At 65.3% G+C, this 19,251-nt stretch carries 20 protein-coding genes and 1 tRNA gene; 17 read left to right on the top strand and 4 right to left on the bottom strand.

All coding sequences use genetic code 11. From position 1 onward, the window contains the following. Window positions 1-17 precede the first annotated feature (17 nt). Window positions 18-689 carry a TetR/AcrR family transcriptional regulator gene (locus ACQR1B_RS09640; protein ID WP_434831157.1) on the bottom strand — a complete coding sequence of 224 codons (672 nt, stop codon included), beginning with the start codon at window positions 687-689 and terminating at the stop codon, window positions 18-20. Between the two features lie 208 nt (window positions 690-897). Between ACQR1B_RS09640 and ACQR1B_RS09635 the strand changes: the two genes are divergently transcribed. The 3 genes from ACQR1B_RS09635 to ACQR1B_RS09625 all read left to right on the top strand — a co-directional run bounded on the left by ACQR1B_RS09635 (window position 898) and on the right by ACQR1B_RS09625 (window position 3,955). Next, window positions 898-2,133 carry an acyl-CoA dehydrogenase family protein gene (locus tag ACQR1B_RS09635; protein WP_434831158.1) on the top strand — a complete coding sequence of 412 codons (1,236 nt, stop codon included), beginning with the start codon at window positions 898-900 and terminating at the stop codon, window positions 2,131-2,133. Between the two features lie 147 nt (window positions 2,134-2,280). Further along, window positions 2,281-3,339: a phosphotransferase family protein gene (locus ACQR1B_RS09630; protein ID WP_434831159.1), complete on the top strand. Its 1,059-nt coding sequence runs from the start codon at window positions 2,281-2,283 to the stop codon at window positions 3,337-3,339. Window positions 3,340-3,571: 232 nt separating this feature from the next. Next, window positions 3,572-3,955, top strand: a complete 384-nt coding sequence (locus ACQR1B_RS09625) for an NIPSNAP family protein (protein ID WP_434831160.1) — start codon at window positions 3,572-3,574, stop codon at window positions 3,953-3,955. Between the two features lie 825 nt (window positions 3,956-4,780). Here the strand turns inward: ACQR1B_RS09625 and ACQR1B_RS09620 are convergent. Beyond that, complete coding sequence (locus tag ACQR1B_RS09620) at window positions 4,781-5,566, bottom strand: SDR family NAD(P)-dependent oxidoreductase (protein WP_434831161.1); 786 nt, start codon at window positions 5,564-5,566, stop codon at window positions 4,781-4,783. Window positions 5,567-5,721: 155 nt separating this feature from the next. On the opposite strand from ACQR1B_RS09620, the gene ACQR1B_RS09615 reads away from it, so the two are divergent. Together ACQR1B_RS09615 and ACQR1B_RS09610 are read left to right on the top strand one after the other, a co-directional pair. Next, complete coding sequence (locus ACQR1B_RS09615) at window positions 5,722-6,429, top strand: histidine phosphatase family protein (protein WP_434831162.1); 708 nt, start codon at window positions 5,722-5,724, stop codon at window positions 6,427-6,429. A 358-nt stretch (window positions 6,430-6,787) separates the two neighbouring features. After that, window positions 6,788-7,555, top strand: a complete 768-nt coding sequence (locus ACQR1B_RS09610; protein WP_434831163.1) for an SDR family NAD(P)-dependent oxidoreductase — start codon at window positions 6,788-6,790, stop codon at window positions 7,553-7,555. A gap of 213 nt (window positions 7,556-7,768) precedes the next feature. Here the strand turns inward: ACQR1B_RS09610 and ACQR1B_RS09605 are convergent, their stop codons facing one another. Next, window positions 7,769-9,004, bottom strand: a complete 1,236-nt coding sequence (locus ACQR1B_RS09605; protein WP_434831164.1) for a serine hydrolase domain-containing protein — start codon at window positions 9,002-9,004, stop codon at window positions 7,769-7,771. Window positions 9,005-9,154: 150 nt separating this feature from the next. Here ACQR1B_RS09605 and ACQR1B_RS09600 point away from each other — a divergent pair. Continuing rightward, window positions 9,155-9,230: transfer RNA gene (locus ACQR1B_RS09600), tRNA-Trp, on the top strand. 89 nt (window positions 9,231-9,319) lie between these two features. Here ACQR1B_RS09600 and ACQR1B_RS09595 read toward each other — a convergent pair. Further along, on the bottom strand, window positions 9,320-10,555 hold the full coding sequence (locus ACQR1B_RS09595; RefSeq protein ID WP_434831165.1) for an ABC transporter substrate-binding protein: 1,236 nt from the start codon (window positions 10,553-10,555) through the stop codon (window positions 9,320-9,322). Here ACQR1B_RS09595 and ACQR1B_RS09590 point away from each other — a divergent pair. From ACQR1B_RS09590 to rplL, 11 genes are all read left to right on the top strand, one after another. Continuing rightward, window positions 10,554-10,745: a hypothetical protein gene (locus ACQR1B_RS09590; RefSeq protein WP_434831166.1), complete on the top strand. Its 192-nt coding sequence runs from the start codon at window positions 10,554-10,556 to the stop codon at window positions 10,743-10,745. The two genes, ACQR1B_RS09595 and ACQR1B_RS09590, sit on opposite strands and share 2 nt — an antisense overlap. A gap of 232 nt (window positions 10,746-10,977) precedes the next feature. Next, on the top strand, window positions 10,978-11,169 hold the full coding sequence (secE, locus tag ACQR1B_RS09585) for a preprotein translocase subunit SecE (protein WP_434831167.1): 192 nt from the start codon (window positions 10,978-10,980) through the stop codon (window positions 11,167-11,169). Beyond that, complete coding sequence (nusG, locus tag ACQR1B_RS09580; protein ID WP_015667633.1) at window positions 11,169-11,726, top strand: transcription termination/antitermination protein NusG; 558 nt, start codon at window positions 11,169-11,171, stop codon at window positions 11,724-11,726. Before secE ends, nusG begins: the two co-directional genes overlap by 1 nt. Window positions 11,727-11,960: 234 nt before the next feature. Beyond that, window positions 11,961-12,389: a 50S ribosomal protein L11 gene (rplK, locus tag ACQR1B_RS09575; RefSeq protein ID WP_200293150.1), complete on the top strand. Its 429-nt coding sequence runs from the start codon at window positions 11,961-11,963 to the stop codon at window positions 12,387-12,389. 6 nt (window positions 12,390-12,395) lie between these two features. Then, window positions 12,396-13,088, top strand: coding sequence for a 50S ribosomal protein L1 (gene rplA, locus ACQR1B_RS09570; protein ID WP_434831168.1), 693 nt, complete (start codon window positions 12,396-12,398; stop codon window positions 13,086-13,088). Window positions 13,089-13,168: 80 nt separating this feature from the next. Continuing rightward, window positions 13,169-14,119: a 2-hydroxyacid dehydrogenase gene (locus tag ACQR1B_RS09565; protein ID WP_434831169.1), complete on the top strand. Its 951-nt coding sequence runs from the start codon at window positions 13,169-13,171 to the stop codon at window positions 14,117-14,119. Between the two features lie 190 nt (window positions 14,120-14,309). Further along, complete coding sequence (locus ACQR1B_RS09560) at window positions 14,310-14,774, top strand: (2Fe-2S)-binding protein (RefSeq protein ID WP_434831170.1); 465 nt, start codon at window positions 14,310-14,312, stop codon at window positions 14,772-14,774. Window positions 14,775-14,776: 2 nt separating this feature from the next. Further along, on the top strand, window positions 14,777-16,960 hold the full coding sequence (locus ACQR1B_RS09555) for a molybdopterin cofactor-binding domain-containing protein (RefSeq protein WP_434831171.1): 2,184 nt from the start codon (window positions 14,777-14,779) through the stop codon (window positions 16,958-16,960). Continuing rightward, entirely contained in the window at window positions 16,957-17,604 is a 648-nt protein-coding gene (locus ACQR1B_RS09550; protein ID WP_434831172.1) for an Isoquinoline 1-oxidoreductase subunit, read from the top strand. The genes ACQR1B_RS09555 and ACQR1B_RS09550 overlap by 4 nt, the downstream gene beginning before the upstream one ends. A 622-nt stretch (window positions 17,605-18,226) precedes the next feature. After that, window positions 18,227-18,745 (top strand): 50S ribosomal protein L10, encoded by a 519-nt coding sequence (rplJ, locus tag ACQR1B_RS09545; protein WP_434831173.1) that lies wholly within the window; start codon window positions 18,227-18,229, stop codon window positions 18,743-18,745. 63 nt (window positions 18,746-18,808) lie between these two features. Then, window positions 18,809-19,180: a 50S ribosomal protein L7/L12 gene (rplL, locus tag ACQR1B_RS09540; RefSeq protein ID WP_284423120.1), complete on the top strand. Its 372-nt coding sequence runs from the start codon at window positions 18,809-18,811 to the stop codon at window positions 19,178-19,180. Window positions 19,181-19,251: the final 71 nt, after the last annotated feature.

The raw sequence follows: 19,251 nt of genomic DNA, 5'->3' as shown, positions 1-19,251 counted from the left end.
CGCGCGCGGCGCGAGATCTAACGCGCCTCGCGCGCCGCGACCTTGGCCGCTGACTTTGACGTCGGATCGCGCGTGGTCAAGCCGAGCACGGCACCGCGCACCACGCGGTCGATCACATCCTCGACATCGTCGAGGTCGCATTGGCCATCGGACAGCTTGGTGAGGCGTTCGCTCTCGCGGATCGTGTGATGCGCCATCGCGAGCGCGAAGTGCAGGCCCCAGAACAGATCGACCTCGGAACTGTCCGGCAGCGCGCGCTTCATCGCCGCGGCGAATTTGCGCAAATGGTCGATCTCCTTGGTCTTGATGCGGCGGATCGGCGGCACCGATTCGATCGAGGCGCGGATCATGAAGCGCGCCACCGGCGAGCGCTGGTTCTCCGGTCCCAGGCAGCCGCGCAGGATCGGGCCGACCAGCGCGCGCAGAATGTCGCCGATGTCGGCGCGGCCGCCGCCGGCATCCTCCGCGGCGCGCAGTTCACGCAGCCGCTCGCGGTTGAGCGCGATCGAGCGCGTCACGAACAATTCGGCGATGAGCTCGTCCTTGGAGCCGAAATGATAGTTCACCGCGGCGAGGTTGACGTTCGCCTCCGCCACGATGTCGCGCAAAGTGACGTCGGAGAAGCCGCGCTCGGCATAGAGCCGCTCGGCGGCGATCAGGATCGAGTTGCGGGTCTGGTCGGTCGCCATGCTCGCTGCCGGTTGCGTTTCAAACAATTGTATGAAACTATTGTTTGAGACGGCAGGAATGTCAATCGCGGGCTTCCGCGGGACGACATTTCGGCGCTGCAGCGACGCTTCGCGCGGTCGTGTCGCGCAAGATCACTCTTGCACGGGCGCGGCCGGCGGGCCGACACTGCGGCAAAACAATCTCGAGGAAACGCTCAAGGAGAGTCCCATGGACTTCACGATGTCGGCGAAGCAGCAGGAATGGCTGGAGCGCGTGCGCAGCTTCATGACCAAGCATGTCCGCCCGGCGGTGCCGATCTACAAGCAGCAGGACGCCGAGGGCGACCGCTGGAAGGTGATCCCGATCCTGGAGGACCTCAAGGCCAAGGCAAAAGCAGAGGGCCTGTGGAACATGTTCATGCCGCCGTCGCCGCACGAGGACGACGAGTTCCGCGGCGCCGGCCTGACCAATCTCGAATATGCGCTGCTGTCGGAGGAGATGGGCCGCATCTCCTGGGCCTCGGAGGTGTTCAACTGCTCGGCGCCGGACACCGGCAACATGGAGGTGTTCATCCGCTACGGCAGCAAGGAGCAGAAGCGCAAATGGCTGCGCCCGCTGATGGACGGCGAGATCCGCTCGGCGTTCCTGATGACCGAGCCGGCGGTGGCCTCGTCGGATGCCACCAACATCGAGACCCGCATCGTGCGTGACGGCGATCATTACGTCATCAACGGCCGCAAATGGTGGTCGTCGGGCGTCGGCGATCCCCGCTGCAAGATCGCGATCCTGATGGGCAAGACCGATCTCACGGCCGCCAAACATCAGCAGCAGTCGCAGATCCTGGTGCCGCTCGATACCCCCGGCATCAAGGTCGAGAAGATGCTGCCGGTGTTCGGCTTCGACGACGCGCCGCACGGCCACGCCCAGGTGCTGCTCGAGAACGTCCGGGTGCCTGCGGAAAACATCCTGCTCGGCGAGGGCCGCGGCTTCGAGATCGCGCAGGGCCGGCTCGGCCCGGGCCGCATTCATCACTGCATGCGCACCATCGGCAAGGCCGAGGAGTCGCTGGAGAAGATGGTGCGCCGGCTGATGACGCGTCAGGCGTTCGGCAAGAAGATCATCGAGCATTCGGTGTGGGAGCAGCGCATCGGCGAGGCCCGCACCAACATCGAGATGTGCCGGCTCCTGTGCCTCAAGGCCGCCGACATGATGGACAAGGTCGGCAACAAGACCGCGCAGGGCGAGATCGCGATGATCAAGGTCGCAGCCCCCAACATGGCGCTGAAGATCATCGACGACGCGATCCAGGCGTTCGGCGGCGCCGGCGTCTCGGACGAGGCGGGTCTCGCCAAGGACTACGCCAACATCCGCACTCTGCGTCTGGCCGACGGTCCCGACGAGGTGCACAACCGCGCCATCGCCCGGCTCGAGATGAAGAAATACGCCAACGAGCCGCGCCATTGACGCAGGTCTCGTAGGGTGGGCAAAGCGTCGGCCTGAGCGCGAAGCGCGCAGGCTGATGCGTGCCCACCATTCCGACCACAGCGCGACATGGTGGGCACGCTTCGCTTTGCCCACCCTACGCATTGAATATGACCAAGGGAGTTCGTCGTGGCCGACGGCGTCAAGAAGGACGAAGAATTCTCCGGCACCAAGCCGGTCGAGGAGCGGCACCGCTTCGACGAGGCCAAGCTCGCGGCGTGGATGGCCGAGCATGTCGAGGGCTATCAGGGTCCGTTGACCGTGCTGCAGTTCAAGGGCGGCCAGTCGAACCCGACCTATCGGCTGAACACGCCGGGCCGCTCCTACGTGCTGCGACGAAAACCGTTCGGCAAGCTGCTGCCATCGGCGCATGCGGTCGATCGCGAATTCCGCGTCATCGCAGCGCTCGGAAAGCAGGGTTTTCCGGTCGCCAAGGCCTATGCCCTGTGCAACGACGACAGCGTGATCGGGGCCGCCTTCTACATCATGTCGATGGAGGAGGGCCGGGTGTTCTGGGATCCGACCCTGCCTCATGTCGATCCGCCGCAGCGGCGCGCGATCTTCGAGAGCAAGATCGAGACGCTAGCGAGGCTGCACAGCTACGATCCCGCCGCGATCGGCCTCGCCGAGTTCGGCAAGCCCGGCAATTATTTCGCGCGCCAGGTCGACCGCTGGACCAAGCAGTACCGGGCGTCCGAGACCGAGCATCTCCCCGAAATGGAGAAGCTGATCGAGTGGCTGCCGCGCACGCTGCCGGCGCAGCAGCGCGTCTCGATCGTGCATGGCGACTACCGGCTCGACAACATGATCTTCCACGCGACCGAGCCGCGCGTCATCGCGGTGCTCGACTGGGAGCTGTCGACCTTGGGCGACCCCATGGCCGACTTCACCTATCTGCTGATGCAGTGGATCATGCCCGGCCTCGACGGCGTCGACCTCAAGTCGCTGAACATTCCGACCATGGAGGAGGCGGCCGCAATCTATCGCGGCGTCACCGGCACGGAGCTGCCCGACCTCAACTGGTACTTCGCCTACAATCTGTTCCGCCTTGCCGGCATTCTGCAGGGCATCATCGGCCGCATCCGCGACGGCACCGCCGCCAACGACAAGGCGATCGAGTCGGTCAAGCGAATGGTGCCGATGACCAAACAGGCCTGGTCCTACGCGCAGAAGGCCGGCGCGGTGTAGTCGCATCGTAGCTTCTGGCGCGCTGCCGTAGGGTGGGCAAAGCGGCCGCCGAAGGCGGCAGCGTGCCCACCGTCGATCCGCGGACTCATCAGCAAAGACGATGGGCACGGCGCCAATGACGATCTCATGAGCGGCGCGAGCACGGCTGCGCCTTTTGCCCACCCTACGGTTCATCGCACAGAAGCGACGTTCGGGTTCATACTGCGGCGCAGGTTGACTGTGTTCGTGTCCGTTGCCATTTGTCGACAAAGGGCATCGCATCACGATCCATCAGCTTCGCATCTACGAAATCTTCGAGCACAACAAGGCGGCGTTCCACGCCCGCTTTCGCGACCACGCCGCACGCATCATGCGCACGCGTTACGATTTTCGGATCGTGGCCATGTGGGAGAGCCGGTTCGGCGAGCGCACCGAGTTCGTCTACGTGCTGGAATGGCCGGACGAGGCCGCCAAGACCGCCGGATGGGCGGCCTTCATGGCCGATGCCGAATGGGCCGAGATCAAGCGCGTCACCCATGCCGAGCATGGGCTGATGGTCGGCCAGATCGAGGACCGGCAGCTCGCGCCGGTCGGTTATTCGCCGGCGTGGGGGCGGAGCCTGCTGCCCACCATGTAGGGACCATCCGACAGCTCGCTTGCCCGACGGGCGACTCGGGTTTGATGAACAGCGAAGCAGGACCGCAACAAGACCATCCCGGCGCGCTCCATCCGAACGCATTTTCGAGCGACGATTCAACGCGGTGAGGTCAGTCGGATGCCGCTGCACAAAGATTCGTCTTTCGCTTTTTCGGAATTTATGATTTGATCGCTGCATCCCGCCTCACCGAAGGGGCGTTGCGCGCGATCGTCACGACACGCGAGGCGGGGAGCGGTGGCCGCGAAGTGCCGCAGCGTGGGGAGACCTGCGCGGACGAACGGCATGACGTGGACGTGAAGTCGCAGCGTGCTGACACCCCGATGCTGGTGTCCCGCGCAATGCGCAAGCATTGTCGCGAATGGTGGCCAGAAAGCCCGGCGCACCAGGCAGACTGCGTATAAGCGTGAAGACCATCGCGCAGGGAGGGCCGGGCGTTTTCCGGCTGCACCTGTGGTACCTGCCGCCTGCATTTTTTTAAGCAGGCGGGCCGCAGGCGCCAGTCGGCGCCTGGCCTTCCCTGCGCCCTTCGTTCGAGAGGGCGGTGAAATTCGGGATCACTCGGGCGCGAGAGCGTCGCGGGAATGTATTTCCATGTCTCTTAGTTCAGCGAGCTCTTCGTTTGTCGCGGTAGCGCTAATCTCACGCTCGTCCCGCCTGCGCGGCCGAAGCCGCTTCGGTGTGGTGAAGGCCCGGGCATCCACGTCGCTCCGCATATGCCGCGCGACGTGGATGGCCGGGACAGGCCCGGCCATGACGGAGGAGAGAGGAGGCGCGATGTCGGCGCATCGCCAAAAGGCGACGGCGCTAAATCGGCTTCCCCGCATAAGGCATCGACGCGGTGAGGCCGCCGTCGACCGGGAAGGCCTGGCCGTTGACGTAGGAGGCCTCGTCGCTGGCGAGGAACAGGGCCATGGCGGCGATCTCATGCGGCTGGCCGGCGCGCTTCAGCGGATTGAGCTGGCCGATCTTGGCTTCGGTGCCGCGCTCCTTGGCGCCGTCGAAGATCGGCTTGGTCATGCCGGTCTCGATCAGGCCGGGGCACACCGCATTGATGCGCACGCCGGTGCCGGAGAGCGAATAGGCGGTGGTCTGCACCAGGCTGATGACGCCGGCCTTGCTCGCTGCATAGGGATGCCCCGATGCGCCGGACTTCAGGCCCGCGACCGAGGCGGTGCATACGATCGCGCCGCGCTGCTGCCTGATCATGTGCGGCATCGCGTGCTTCACCGCCAGGAACGGGCCGATCAGATTGATGCGCAGGATCTCCTGCCAGTGCTCGACGGTCTGCTCGGCGATCGGGATCAGGCCGCCGGAGATGCCGGCATTGGCCCAGATCACGTCGAGCCTGCCATAGGTCGCCACCGCGCGATCGATGAAGCCGCTGACATCGGCTTCCGAGCCGGCGTCGGCGATCACGGCTTCCGCAATGCCGCCCTGCTGCTTGACCAGTTCGACCGTCTCCTTGACGCCTTCGCTGCGATCGACCGCGATCAGCCGCGCGCCTTCCTTCGTGAACATCAGCGCTGCGGCGCGGCCGATGCCGCTGCCGGCTCCGGTGATGATGACGGATTTGCCTTCGAGGCGGCCCATGTTTCCTCCTGCTATGGTTCTGATCAGTTGCGTGCCGTGCAACGGAATTCAAACACCGTTTCAAACGCGCCGCTTTCATGCCGAGGGCGAAGTGACTTGAGACGGCTTTGCCACTCACGTACAGCGATGAGGGGCGACAGGGAAGGGTGATCGTGATGCCGGACAATCAGGACAGGCCTGCGGTCGTCACCACGCGCTGGTGGTGGGTGCGTCACGCACCGGTGCGCAGCGATGGCGGCAACATCTACGGCCAGTCCGACATCGCCTGCGACACCGGGGACCGCGAGGTGTTCGAGGCCGTGGCGAAAATCCTGCCGCGCAGCGCCGTTTGGTATGCGAGCAATCTGATGCGCACGCATCAGACCGCGGAGGCGATCTGGGCCGCCGGCTTTCCGCGGCCCGCCACGATGATCAAGGAGGCCGCCTTCGCAGAGCAGCATCTCGGTCAATGGCAGGGCATGAACCGCGCCGCGTTCCTGGCCAGCCGTCCCGCCGGCAGCCATTGGTTCGCCGCCATCGACCAGCCGGCGCCGGGCGGCGAGAGCTACATGGATCTCTACATCCGCGTCACCGCGGCGATCGCGCGCATCACGGTTTCGGAAGCCGGCCGCGACGTCATCGCCATCGGCCATGGCGGCACCATCAAGGCCGCGGTGGGGCTCGCGCTCGGCGGCCTGGTCGACAAGGGCCTCGCCTTCGACATCGACAATTGCTCGGTGACCCGGCTCGATCACATCGTGGCCGGCGAGATCAGCACATGGCGCCTGCCGATGGTCAATCAGCAGCCCTGGATGGCGGATGCGGCGCACCGCGCGATGCATCAGCCGGCCGGGCCGGAGGTCACGACGAGCAAGCTGGCGTAGTAGGGAGCAGTTGGCTCAATGTTCATACAAGCAATCCACATGCTGCATATCGGCGGCCATCAGCACATATCTCGCCACACGGATAGTGCACCCTCTCCCCTTGTGGGAGAGGGCGGTATGACCGCGCCAGCGCGGTCATACCGGGTGAGGGGTCTCTCTCCGCGAACTCGACTCGTGGAGACATACCCCTCACCCGACCGAGCTTGCAGCGCCGTCCTACATGCCCTCTCCCACCCTGGCGAAGCTTCGCTTCGCCTTGGGGGAGAGGGCGCAGTCACTGTCACCGCGGAAAAGTCTCGTGGACGTCGCAGTGCCAACGTCGAAACCAAAAACAGCTAATAAGTAGGAGGAACTCCCCATGACCCTGTTCGACATGACCGGCAAGGTTGCCGTCATCACCGGATCCACGCGCGGCATTGGGCTCGCCATTGCCGAGCGCATGGCCGAGCACGGCGCCAAGGTGGTGATCTCCTCGCGCAAGGCCGATGTCTGCGACGCCGTCGCCAAAGAGCTGAACGAGCGCTTCGGCGCGGGGACGGCGGCGGCGGTCGCCGCCAACATCTCCAGCAAGGAGAATTTGCAAAACCTCGTCGACGAGGCCAACCGCATCTACGGCAAGATCGACGTGCTGGTCTGCAACGCCGCGTCGAATCCCTATTACGGACCGCTCGCCGGCATCTCCGACGATCAGTTCCGAAAAATCCTCGACAACAACATCGTCGCCAACAACTGGCTGATCAGCATGGTCGTGCCGCAGATGATCGCGCGCAAGGACGGCTCGATCGTTGTCGTGTCCTCGATCGGCGGCCTGAAGGGCTCGACCATCCTCGGCGCCTACGCGATCTCCAAGGCCGCCGACATGCAGCTCGCCCGCAACCTCGCCTGCGAATACGGCCCGCACAATGTGCGCGTGAACTGCATCGCGCCGGGGCTGATCAAGACCGACTTCGCGAAGGCGCTGTGGGACAATCCGGACAATCTGAAGGCCTCCACCGCGCGCTCCCCGCTGCTCCGCATCGGCATCCCCGACGAGATCGCCGGCGCCGCGGTGTTCCTAGGCTCGGCCGCCGGCAACTTCATGACCGGTCAGACCATGGTGATCGACGGCGGCGCGACGATCAGTTGAGGGGCTGTCAGTGAGGCCGGTGCCATGGCCTCGCCCAACAGTGTCGTCCCCGCGAACGCGGGGACCCATAACCACCGGCCGGCAGGAGGCAGGCAACTGGCAGTCACGTCCCTCGACAGATCACGCGGTATGGGTCCCTGCGTTCGCAGGGACGACAGCTGTGGTCGTCGCGACACCACGGCCGACGCGCATCCGGGCTATGAGACCGGCTACTCACTCCACCGCCGCATACACCACGTCCCGCACCAGCGTGCGCAGATAGTCCCGCTGCCCCGGGGCCTGGGCCATGAACACGCAGAACAGCTCCTCCTTCGGATCGATCCAGAAGAAGGTGCCGGCGATGCCGCTCCAGAAGAAGGTGCCGGGCGAGCCGGGGAAGGGGGCGATGCCGGGCTCGCGGCGCACGGCGAAGCCGAGGCCGAAGCCGTGACCGGGCGACAGCAGGGTGCCCATCGTCTTGACGTGAGGACCGAGATGGTCGGAGGCCATCAGCTCGAGCGTCTTGCGGCCGACCAGCCTGACTCCGTCGAGGCTGCCCTTGTTGAGCAGCATGGCGCAGAAGCGGGCGTAGTCCATCGTGGTCGCGACCAGCCCGCCGCCGCCGGATTCCATCACCGGCTGCTCGGTCATGTTGAACAAATTGACGGCCTCGCCGGTCCACGGGTCCTTGGCGAACGGCTCGGCGAGGCGCGCCGCATTGGCCTCGTCGGTGAAGAACCCGGTTTCGTTCATGCCGAGCGGCTTGAGAATGCGCTCGGAGAGGAAGACGCCGAGCGGTTGGCCGGCGACGATCTCGATGATGCGGCCGAGGATGTCGGTCGAGCGGCTGTAGTTGAATTCGGTGCCGGGTTGGCAGACCAGCGGCAGCCCCGCGATGATCGCCGCGTGCTCGGCGTTGCTGATCTTGCGGCTGCGCACCCGCGACTGCTGGTAGAGCAGGTGCACCGGCCCGGTGCCGGTGTGTTCATACGCCAAGCCGGACGTGTGGCGCAGCAGGTCCTGGATCGTCATCGGCTGGGTGACCGGCGCCAGCTCCAGCTTGCCGCCACTGTCGATGCCGACCTTCTGATCGGCGAATTCCGGGATGAACTTGGCGGCGGGATCAGACAGCAGCAGCTCGCCGTCCTCGACCAGCATCATGATGCCCAGCGACACGATCGGCTTGGTCATCGAGAAGATGCGGAAGATCGAATCGGGCCGCATCGGCGTGTCGGCATCGGGGGCTTGGCGGCCGATCGCATCGAACCAGCCGATCCGGCCGCGCCGGCCGACCAGAAGCGTGGCGCCGGGAATGGTTCCCTTGTCGGCCTCGCGCTTGAAGGCGTCCGACGCCCGCTGCAGCCGCGCCGCCGACAGGCCGAGCGCCTCCGGCCGGTCATCCGGCAGCGGCGGGGTCAGGGAGCGCAGCGCGGAAAAGGGCACGCTCGGTGCGGCGTTTGGCGGGGTCATGGGCTCTCCCTGAAGTCCTGTTGTCGGTTTGCATCAAGTCTGGCGCGGAAGTTGTGGTCTGACCAGTCGATTTGCCCCATTGCACCCTTGCATTGGGGGGGAGGTCTATGCTTGAAAGCGCCCGAACCGGCGACACTGTCCCGGCTCGCTAGGAGTGTAGCTCAATTGGTAGAGCACCGGTCTCCAAAACCGGGGGTTGGGAGTTCGAGCCTCTCCACTCCTGCCAGCGAGATCAAGCACTTACCGCCAAAATCGACGAGACTGACGAGGCCGGGGCCCGCGACGAGCGAGCCCCGAACGCGTTTTGGCCGGTCCTTATTGTTTCACATAAGGACAATTGCCGTCCTTCATCGGCCGGAACGCCTGGTCGCCGGGCACCTCAGCCAGCACCTTGTAATAGTCCCACGGCGCCTTCGATTCTTCCGGCTTCTTGACCTCGAACAGGAACATCGAGTGCACCATGCGGCCGTCCTCGCGCAGGACGCCGTTGTCGGTGAAGGCGTCGCGCAACGGGGTCTCGCGCATCTTCGCCAGCACCGGCTTGGTGTCGCGGGTGCCGGCGGCTTTCACCGCGTTGAGATAGTGCAGGGTGGCGCTGTAGATCGCGGCCTGGTTCATGGTCGGCATCCGCTTCATCTTTTCGAAGAACTTCTTGCCGAACGCCCGCGTGCGGTCGTTGAGGTCCCAGTAGTAGGCCTCGGTGATGATCAGGCCCTGGGCGAGCTTCAAGCCGAGGCTGTGGATGTCCGAGATGAACATCACGATGCCGGCGAGGTTCTGGCCGCCGGCGACGATGCCGAACTCGGCGGCCTGCTTGATGGTGTTGATGGTGTCGCCGCCGCCATTGGCCATGCCGATGATCTTGGCCTTGGAAGCTTGCGCCTGCAGCAGGAAGGACGAGAAGTCCTGGTTGTTCAGCGGATGCCTGGCGCTGCCCACCACCTTGCCGCCGGCCGCGCGCACGACGTCGCCGGTGTCGCGCTCGATCGAGTGGCCGAACAGATAGTCGGCCGTGATGAAGAACCAGGTGTCCCCGCCGGTCTTGACGATGGCGCTGCCGACCGTGTGCGCATTGCCATAGGTGTCGTAGGTCCAGTGCACGGTGTAGGGCGAGCAGGATTTTCCGGTGATGTCGGAGCTGGCGGCGTCCGTCACGATCATCAGCTTCTCGAACTGCTTCGACATCTCCATGCCGGCGAGCGCAGTGGCCGAGGTCGGCATGTCGATGACCATGTCGACGCTCTCGTTCTCGTACCATTTGCGGACGATCGCGGCGGCGATGTCGGCCTTGTTCTGCGGATCGGCGCTGATCACCTCGATCGGCTTGCCGAACATGCTGCCGCCGAACTCCTCGATGGCGAGCCTGGTCGCCTCGAGATTGCCCTGGCCGCCGATGTCCGAATAGACCGACGAGAAGTCGCTGAGCACGCCGATCTTGAGCGGGGCCTGGGCGCGGGCGGGGACGGATGTGAGGGCGAGGGCAGCAAGACTGACGGCAGCAAGGCTGACGGCGGCAAGGCGCATCAGTCCCTTGCGCGGGGCAAAGGTCATGGGTTTCCTCCTGATTGTTCTTGTGGACGCGAGCATGAGCGGGCGATGCACCCGCGACAAGGGCCGTGGCCTCGCTGCTTCCGACAAATCGTTGCCGCACCTGCTCAACCTGCCGTCGTGCGGAACGGGCGTGCCGCCCGGCGAAAAGACGGATGGAAAGGGGGACGGCGGCACCGTGCCGCGGGAATGACCGGGGATGCGCGCCGTGCCCATATCTTGACCTTTGGCCGCTCCGACAGTAGATATCGGCGACCTGCAGCCGGCCCGCGACAAAAGCGGATATCCGGCGCGGCTTTTCACTCCCCGAACAAGCGAGCCCGTGGATCGGCTCATCTCTCCGACAAGAGGGTGGGCCAAGGTCGGCTGTTCGGTTTTCCCCGTAAACTCTTCAATCGTCTGATGACGGACGCGGACCCCTGACGATGGCTACCAGCCCGTTCAAATTCCTGCAGGAAGTGCGCTCGGAGACCGCCAAGGTCACTTGGCCGACCCGCCGCGAGGTCACGATCACCACGATCATGGTATTCGTGATGGTGGCGCTGGCCTCGGTGTTCTTCTTCGCCGCCGATCAGATCATCCGCTATCTCATCACCTTCGTGCTGGGCATTCACTGATGGCAACCGCAACGCAAAGCTCCGACAAGCGCTGGTACATCGTCCACGCCTATTCGAACTTCGAGAAGAAGGTCGCCGAGTCGATCCGCGAGCAGGCCAAGCAGCGCAATCTCGAGGATCTGTTCGAGCAGGTGCTGGTGCCGATCGAGAAGGTCACCGAGGTGCGCCGCGGCCGCAAGATCGACGCCGAGCGCAAGTTCTTCCCCGGCTACGTGCTGGTGAAGATGAAGCTGACCGACGAGGCGTTCCACCTGATCAAGAATACGCCCAAGGTGACCGGCTTCCTCGGCGCCGAGAACAAGCCGATGCCGATCTCCGAAGGCGAGGCGATGCGCATCCTGAACCAGATGCAGGAAGGCGTGGAGCGGCCGAAATCCTCGGTGTCGTTCGAGATCGGCGAGAACGTCCGCGTCGCCGACGGGCCGTTCGCCTCGTTCTCCGGCGTGGTCGAGGAAATCGACGAGGCCCGCTCGCGCGTCAAGGTCGCGGTCTCGATCTTCGGCCGTGCGACGCCGGTCGAGCTGGAGTTCAACCAGGTCGAGAAGGTCGTCGGCTAACGGCCGGGCCGCCGCGTCCTGCGGCCGGCCGGGCTTTCCTTTTCGTCCGATCTCGTGTATCGGGCGCCCTTCGCTCCCCAAACGGGGGGCGATTTCGTTCGTGGGAGGCGCGGCCGGCTTTGCCAGCCGGATTGAGCGCGCCGGACCACGGTCCCAAACCACCGCCTTCGGGTTTTGTCGCCCAAGGCGTTGCGTTCGCAAACGGCAAAGCTGCGAGCGCATTGGAGAATCCCAATGGCAAAGAAAGTAACCGGTTACCTGAAGCTTCAGGTCCCGGCCGGCGCGGCCAACCCGTCGCCTCCGATCGGCCCCGCGCTCGGCCAGCGCGGTCTCAACATCATGGAGTTCTGCAAGGCGTTCAACGCGCAGACCCAGAAGGAAGAGAAGAACACCCCGATCCCGGTGGTCATCACCATCTATGCGGACCGGTCCTTCACCTTCGAGATGAAGACCCCGCCGATGTCCTTCTTCCTCAAGCAGGCGGCCAAGATCCAGTCGGGCTCCAAGGCCCCGGGTCGTGACAAGGCCGGCGCGGTGACACGCGCGCAGGTGCGCGAGATCGCCGAGAAGAAGATGAAGGATCTGAATTGCGACTCGATCGAGTCGGCCATGAAGATGGTCGAGGGCTCTGCCCGCTCGATGGGTCTGGAAGTTGCGGGGTAAGCGCCAATGGCTATCGGAAAGCGTTTGAAGAAGGCCCGCGAGGGTATCGACCGCACCAAGCTCTACCCGCTTGCTGACGCGATCAAGATGATCAAGGAGCGCGCCGTCTCCAAGTTCGACGAGACCATCGAGGTCTCGATCAACCTCGGCGTCGATCCGCGCCACGCCGACCAGATGGTCCGCGGCGTCGTCATGCTGCCGAACGGCACCGGCCGTACGCTCCGCGTCGGCGTGTTCGCCCGTGGCGCCAAGGCCGAGGAAGCCAAGGCCGCCGGTGCCGACGTGGTCGGCGCGGAGGACCTGGTCGAGAAGGTGCAGAACGGCAACATCGACTTCGACCGCTGTATCGCCACCCCCGACATGATGCCGCTGGTCGGCCGTCTCGGTAAGGTGCTCGGTCCGCGCGGCATGATGCCGAACCCGAAGATCGGCACCGTGACCATGGACGTCGCCGGCGCCGTCAAGGGTGCCAAGGGCGGCTCGGTCGAGTTCCGCGTCGAGAAGGCCGGCATCATCCAGGCGGGCGTCGGCAAGGCCTCGTTCGCCGAGGACAAGCTGGTCGAGAACATCAAGGCGCTGGCCGACGCGGTCGTGAAGGCCAAACCGGCGGGCGCCAAGGGCACCTATGTCCAGCGCGTCGCCGTGTCGTCGACCATGGGCCCGGGCGTCAAGGTCGAGCCGGGCACCGTGCTGGTCTAAGCGGCCGGACGAATTGAGATGAAGCAGGGCGGGATCGGTCATCGGTCCCGCCCTTCGCTATTTGGGGGAAACCATCCGACATGCCCGACAAGGTCCTGATCTATTCCCGCTTCCCGAAGTCGCTGACCCAGCGTTTCGCCGATCGCTTCGAACTGCTCGACGGCGGCGGCAGGCCGGCGCATGAGGTGTTTCCGGCTGACGAGGTCGCACAGATCCGGGCACTGATCACGGCCGGCGGTACGCCGCTGAAGGCCGAGCACATGGACCGGCTGCCGGCGCTCGGCGCGATCGTCTGCTACGGCACCGGCTATGATGGCGTTGACCTCGAGGCGGCGGCGGCGCGCAACATCGCCGTTGGCCACAGCCCGGGCGCCAATGCCGCGGCGGTCGCCGACGTCGCGCTCATGCTGATGCTGGCGAGCACGCGGCGACTGATGGTCGCCGACGCTTACGTCCGCGATGGCGGCTGGGCCGCGGCGAAACCGTCGCCGCTGATGAAGCCGCCGCCGAGCCTGTCGGGCTGTAAGGTCGGCATCTACGGCATGGGCGAGATCGGCCGCAAGATCGCTGCCCGCGTCGCCGCGTTCGAGACCGACATCGGCTATTTCAACCGCACCCGCTACGACGACCTGCCGTATCAATATTTTCCGAGCCTCGATGCGCTCGCTGAGTGGTGCACCGTGCTGATGATCGCGGTCCGCGCCGGTGCCGAGACCACCCACGCCGTCAATGCCGATCTGCTCAAGAAGCTCGGCCCCGACGGCCATGTCGTCAACATCTCGCGCGGCTCGGTCATCGACGAAGGCGCACTGGTGGCCGCGCTGCAGGACGGCACCATCGCCGGCGCCGGCCTTGACGTGTTCGAGACCGAACCTCATGCACCGGATGAACTGACGTCGCTGCCCAATGTGGTCGTCACACCCCATATCGGCGGCAACACCAGGGAGTCGCACGTCGCGATGCAGGGCTGCGTGGTCGCGAACCTCGCCGCGTTCTTCGCGGGCGAGAAGCTGCCGTATCAGGTGAAGTAGCTCGTAGCCCGCATGAGCGAAGCGACATGCGGGACCGCTGCGCGTCATCCGGGGAGCGCGTGCGCAAGCCGCAAAATCGTTCCTCCCCAACGCAGAAATATTTTGACGCGCTGCACTTCTCTGTGAATTGCGAACCATTCTCGAATGCTTCTAACTCTCGCTGTTCGAACGACAGACAAAGCGAGGGGCCATGGCGGCGTTCACCTTGAAGATCAACGGGCGCGAGCATCAGATCGATGTCGACCCCGGAACACCCTTGCTGTGGGCCATTCGCGACAATGCCGGCCTGACGGGCACCAAATATGGCTGCGGCGTCGCACAGTGCGGGGCCTGCACCGTCTATCTCGACGGCCAGACCGTGCGCTCCTGCTCGCTGCCGGTGTCGGCGGTGGGAAAGAGCGAGGTCACGACGATCGAGGGGCTGAGCGGCAAGGAAGCGGCTGCCGTGCAGAAGGCTTGGGCCGCGCATGACGTGCCGCAATGTGGCTACTGCCAGTCCGGGCAGGTCATGAGCGCCGCCGCGCTGCTCGGTCTCAACCCCAAGCCGACCGACCAGGACATCGATCTGGCGATGAACGGCAACATCTGCCGCTGCGCCACCTATGTCCGCATCCGCGCCGCGATCCATTCGGCCGCCAAGTCGCTGGAGGGCTGATCATGAACGCTCATGTGCCATCTGAGGTCGCTGCGACTTTGTCTCGCCGCTCGCTGCTGAAGGCGGGCGCCGGGATGGTGCTCGCGACCTATGTCGCCCGCAACGGCGTCGCCTACGCGCAGGAGGCTGGCTCGGCGAAGTCCGTCAACATTGCGCCGAACACGTTCCTGGTGATCGGCCAGGACGACACCGTGACGGTGCTTTGCAAGCACATTGAGTTCGGGCAGGGGCCGTTCACCGGCATGGCAACCCTGGTCGCCGAGGAGCTCGATGCCGATTGGGCGCAGATGCGCGCCGATCACGCGCCGTCCAATCCGGCGCTCTACAAGAATCTCGCCTTCGGCGTGCAAGGCACTGGCGGTTCGAGCGCGATCGCCAATTCCTACGAGCAGATGCGCAAAGTCGGCGCTGCCGCCCGCGCGATGCTGGTGGCGGCCGCCGCCGACGAATGGCAGGTCCCGGCCGGGGAGATCACGGTCGAGAAAGGCATCATCCGGCATCCCTCGGGCAAGCAGAGCGGCTTCGGGGCGCTCGCCGCCAAGGCCATGCAGCAGCCGGCGCCTGCCAACCCGCCGCTGAAGGATCCCGCGGCCTTCAAGCTGATCGGCAAGGACGGCGCCGTGACGCGGCTCGACAGCGTCGCCAAGTCGAACGGCTCGGCGGAATACACGCTCGACATCAAGGATCCGGGGACGCTGACCGTGCTGGTGGCGCGCTCGCCGCGCTTCGGCGGCAAGGTGGCCTCGTTCGACGCGGCCGCGGCGAAGGCGGTGCCTGGCGTGGTCGACGTCAAGGAAGTGCCGAACGGCGTCGCCGTTTATGCCGAGGGCTTCTGGCCGGCCAAGACCGCGCGCGACCTGCTCAAGATCACCTGGGACGACAGCAAGGCGGAGACGCGCGGCACGGCGCAACTGCTGGAGGAGTTTCGTGCGCGCGCGAAGAAGCAGGGCGCGCTGGTGAAGCAGGAGGGCGACGTCGATGCCGAGATCGCCAAAGGCGGCCGGCTGATCGAGACCGAATTCGTCTTCCCCTATTTGGCGCACGCTCCGATGGAGCCGATCAATGCGTTCCTGCATTGGAAGGGCGACACCGCCTCCGCACGCTATGGCAGCCAGTTTCCGACGCCGGATCACGCCGTGATCGCGCAAGTGCTCGGGCTCGACATCGCCAAGGTCGACCTCAAGACGATCCTGGCGGGCGGCAGCTTCGGCCGGCGGGCACAGCAATCGACACACGTCGCGATGGAGCTCGCCCAGGTTGCCAAGGCGATCGGGCCAGGGCGTCCGGTCAAGCTGGTGTGGACCCGCGAGGACGACATGCGCGGCGGCTATTACCGGCCGTTCAGTCTGCACCGCATGCGCGGCGTGGTCCGCGACGGCAGGATCGTGGCGTGGTCCGATACGATCGTCGGCCAGTCGATCATGAAGGGGTCTCCGTTCGAGGCGATGACCATGAAGAACGGCCTCGATTCGACGGCCTATGAGGGCTCGAACGAGATCCCGTATCAGGTGCCGAACTTCCGCTGCGACCTGCACCAGGTCGATGTCGGCGTGCCCGTGCTGTGGTGGCGCTCGGTCGGCCACACCCATACGGGATATGCCGTCGAGGCGTTCGTCGACCAGCTGCTGGAGGCCGCCGGTCAGGATCCGGTGGAGGGGCGGCTCGCGATGATGGCGGACAAGCCGCGCCATGCCGGCGTGCTCAAGGCGGTCGCAAGGCTGGCGGACTGGAAGGGCGCCAAGGTCGAAGCCGGCCGCGCCCGTGGCGTCGCTGTGGTCGAGAGCTTCAATACCTTCGTGGCCCAGGTGGTCGAGCTGTCGATGGGCCCCGAGGGCCCCGTCGTGCACAAGGTCTGGTGCGCCGTCGACTGCGGCGTCGCAGTCAATCCCGACATCATCCGCGCCCAGATGGAGGGTGGGATCGGCTTTGCGCTGGGTCACATCCTCTATGCGCAGCAGCCGCTCGACGAGGGGCGCCCGGTGTCTGGCAATTTCGACACTTACCGCTCGCTGCGCATCCACGAGATGCCGGAGGTCGAGGTGGTCATCGTGCCCTCGACGGAGAAACCGTCGGGTGTCGGTGAGCCCGGCGTGCCGCCGCTCGGACCTGCCGTGGCCAACGCGATGGCGAAGCTCGGCCTGCCGCGACCGACTCAATTGCCGATTCGGCCGGGAGACACCGCATGAGCCTTGTCAGAACGGGAGCAACGGCGCTGGTCGCCGGTAGTCTGGTCGCGATTGCGATCGCGGCCTATCCAGGGCTCGAGCGGGCCGATGCGGCGCCCGAGGCGAGCCGTGTCGCCGGCAGCCTAAAGCCGGCGGCGGACTTCGCCGGGATCAAGGACAAGAACGAGCGCGCGGTGGCGCTGTTCGAGGAGGCCGGCAAGGTGCTGCAGTCGCCGCGCTGCATGAACTGCCATCCGGCCGGCGACCGTCCGACGCAGACCGACCGGATGATTCCACACCAGCCGCTGGTGGTCCGTGGCGAGGCCGGCATGGGCGCACCCGGCGGGCTTGCCTGTACGACTTGTCACCACGAGGCCAATTTCGACGCGGCGCAGGTGCCCGGCAATCCCAAATGGCAGCTGGCGCCGATCGAGATGGCCTGGCAGGGCCGGTCGCTCGGCCAGATCTGTACCCAGATCAAGGATCCGAAGCTCAACGGCGGCAAGACCATGGCCCAGCTGGTTCACCATATGGCTGAGGATGAGCTGGTCGGCTGGGGCTGGAACCCGGGCGCAGGGCGGACGCCGGCGCCGGGCACGCAGAAGCAGTTCGGCGAGCTCATCAAGGCCTGGGTCGACGCCGGGGCATCCTGTCCGAAGGGGTAGACGGGCGCAGTTGTTTCCTCGTCATTCCGGGGCATCGCGCCGCAATGAGCCCGGACTCAATAATCCCTCGCGCGGGGGGCGGATGTAACTGGTGCGATTTTTGCTGTAGGGGTCTTGGCAAGTCGTCATCGACCCGTTAAAGAACCGTCTTCCGGGCGGGTCGGCTTTTGCTGACGCGCCCGTGCGCGCATTCCGAAAGCTTGAGGGGCCAGCATTCCTTTTGAGATATCCGCTTGGATGACTCGGAAGGAACAAGGATCTTCTGTTCTCGACAATGCCGCAGGGGAGGTCGGTCCGCCGATCCCCCCGATCCTGTCCGAGACTGCAGGCGCCGGCGCGGAAATTCAATTTCCTCAATGGCTTAATCATATGGCCTGCATAGACGGGTGAAGACCGGATTTCGGCATGTTCCACCACGCTGGTCGTGGTGGCGTGCAGGTTTGGTTCGAACCTCGACACTCCCCGGGCCGAGAGGCCTTGGGAAGGGCAGGCTATTCATCGTCGTTCTGCCTGACGTGTCCTCGGGGTCTTTTGCGTCCAAGAGGTCGGGTTTGGTGGGGCGGCGGGTTTAACCCGGCGGTCCCGCTTTCGGGCGAAGGCCGCCAACCGGAGAGAGCTTGCTGTGGAACGAGCGGCAAAGAAAGAGGCGGTCGGGGAACTGCACGAGGTCTTCAAGACCACGGGCGTCGCGGTCGTCGCTCACTATTCCGGCCTCACCGTGGCCCAGATGCAGAAGCTGCGCTCGCAGATGAAGCAGGCGGGCGCGTCGGTGAAGGTCTCGAAGAACCGTCTCGCCAAAATTGCTCTTGAAGGCACGGACGTCGTCGGCATCGGTCCCCTGTTGAAGGGGCCGACCGTGATCGCAACTTCCAACGATCCTGTCGCGGCGCCCAAGGTTGCCATGGAATTCGCCAAGGCGAACGATAAGTTCGTCATTCTCGGCGGCTCCATGGGTAAAACCGTCCTGAATGTCGACAGCGTCAAGGCTCTCGCCTCGCTGCCGTCGCTGGACGAACTGCGCGGCAAGCTCGTCGGCCTGATCCAGGCTCCGGCGACCAAGCTCGCCCAGCTCGCCAATGCGCCCGCGGCCAAGGTCGCTCGCGTCATTCAGGCTCATGCCTCAAAGGGCGAAGCGGCCTGACGCCCTTCGCAAACACTCACAACCTGGTTTCGAACCGAACCACACTACCAAGGAAATACATCAATGGCTGACCTGCAAAAGATCGTCGACGACCTCTCGAGCCTGACCGTTCTCGAGGCTGCCGAACTCGCCAAGCTGCTGGAAGAAAAGTGGGGCGTGTCTGCCGCTGCCGCCGTTGCGGTTGCTGGCCCGGCTGCTGCCGCTGCCGCTCCGGCGGAAGAGAAGACCGAGTTCACCGTTGTCCTGGCTTCGGCCGGCGACAAGAAGATCGAGGTCATCAAGGAAGTCCGCGCCATCACCGGCCTGGGCCTGAAGGAAGCCAAGGACCTGGTCGAGGGCGCTCCGAAGCCGGTCAAGGAAGGCGTCAACAAGGACGAGGCCGAGAAGATCAAGGCTCAGCTCGAGAAGGCTGGCGCCAAGATCGAGCTCAAGTAATCGCTGCGATCGCGAGGCGAGGCTCTCGGGCGGCCACCAGGCAGGCCCGAGCGTTTCGAGGAATATTGGTG

The organism is Bradyrhizobium oligotrophicum, assembly GCF_051168495.1.
Taxonomy (GTDB): domain Bacteria; phylum Pseudomonadota; class Alphaproteobacteria; order Rhizobiales; family Xanthobacteraceae; genus Bradyrhizobium; species Bradyrhizobium oligotrophicum_A.
The sequence above is the reverse complement of the archived record's forward strand: the minus strand, read 5'-3'. Positions and strand labels throughout refer to the sequence as shown.

Excerpts from the sequence above, each read along its gene's own strand:
- ACQR1B_RS09590 (WP_434831166.1), top strand. The coding sequence starts at position 10,554 with ATGGGTTTCCTCCTGATTGTTCTTGTGGACGCGAGCATGAGCGGGCGA.
- ACQR1B_RS09595 (WP_434831165.1), bottom strand. The coding sequence starts at position 10,555 with ATGACCTTTGCCCCGCGCAAGGGACTGATGCGCCTTGCCGCCGTCAGC.
- ACQR1B_RS09555 (WP_434831171.1), top strand. The coding sequence starts at position 14,777 with ATGAACGCTCATGTGCCATCTGAGGTCGCTGCGACTTTGTCTCGCCGC.
- ACQR1B_RS09640 (WP_434831157.1), bottom strand. The coding sequence starts at position 689 with ATGGCGACCGACCAGACCCGCAACTCGATCCTGATCGCCGCCGAGCGG.
- rplA (WP_434831168.1), top strand. The coding sequence starts at position 12,396 with ATGGCTATCGGAAAGCGTTTGAAGAAGGCCCGCGAGGGTATCGACCGC.
- ACQR1B_RS09610 (WP_434831163.1), top strand. The coding sequence starts at position 6,788 with ATGACCCTGTTCGACATGACCGGCAAGGTTGCCGTCATCACCGGATCC.
- ACQR1B_RS09635 (WP_434831158.1), top strand. The coding sequence starts at position 898 with ATGGACTTCACGATGTCGGCGAAGCAGCAGGAATGGCTGGAGCGCGTG.
- nusG (WP_015667633.1), top strand. The coding sequence starts at position 11,169 with ATGGCAACCGCAACGCAAAGCTCCGACAAGCGCTGGTACATCGTCCAC.
- ACQR1B_RS09550 (WP_434831172.1), top strand. The coding sequence starts at position 16,957 with ATGAGCCTTGTCAGAACGGGAGCAACGGCGCTGGTCGCCGGTAGTCTG.
- ACQR1B_RS09560 (WP_434831170.1), top strand. The coding sequence starts at position 14,310 with ATGGCGGCGTTCACCTTGAAGATCAACGGGCGCGAGCATCAGATCGAT.
- secE (WP_434831167.1), top strand. The coding sequence starts at position 10,978 with ATGGCTACCAGCCCGTTCAAATTCCTGCAGGAAGTGCGCTCGGAGACC.
- ACQR1B_RS09565 (WP_434831169.1), top strand. The coding sequence starts at position 13,169 with ATGCCCGACAAGGTCCTGATCTATTCCCGCTTCCCGAAGTCGCTGACC.
- ACQR1B_RS09620 (WP_434831161.1), bottom strand. The coding sequence starts at position 5,566 with ATGGGCCGCCTCGAAGGCAAATCCGTCATCATCACCGGAGCCGGCAGC.
- rplL (WP_284423120.1), top strand. The coding sequence starts at position 18,809 with ATGGCTGACCTGCAAAAGATCGTCGACGACCTCTCGAGCCTGACCGTT.
- rplK (WP_200293150.1), top strand. The coding sequence starts at position 11,961 with ATGGCAAAGAAAGTAACCGGTTACCTGAAGCTTCAGGTCCCGGCCGGC.
- ACQR1B_RS09605 (WP_434831164.1), bottom strand. The coding sequence starts at position 9,004 with ATGACCCCGCCAAACGCCGCACCGAGCGTGCCCTTTTCCGCGCTGCGC.
- ACQR1B_RS09615 (WP_434831162.1), top strand. The coding sequence starts at position 5,722 with ATGCCGGACAATCAGGACAGGCCTGCGGTCGTCACCACGCGCTGGTGG.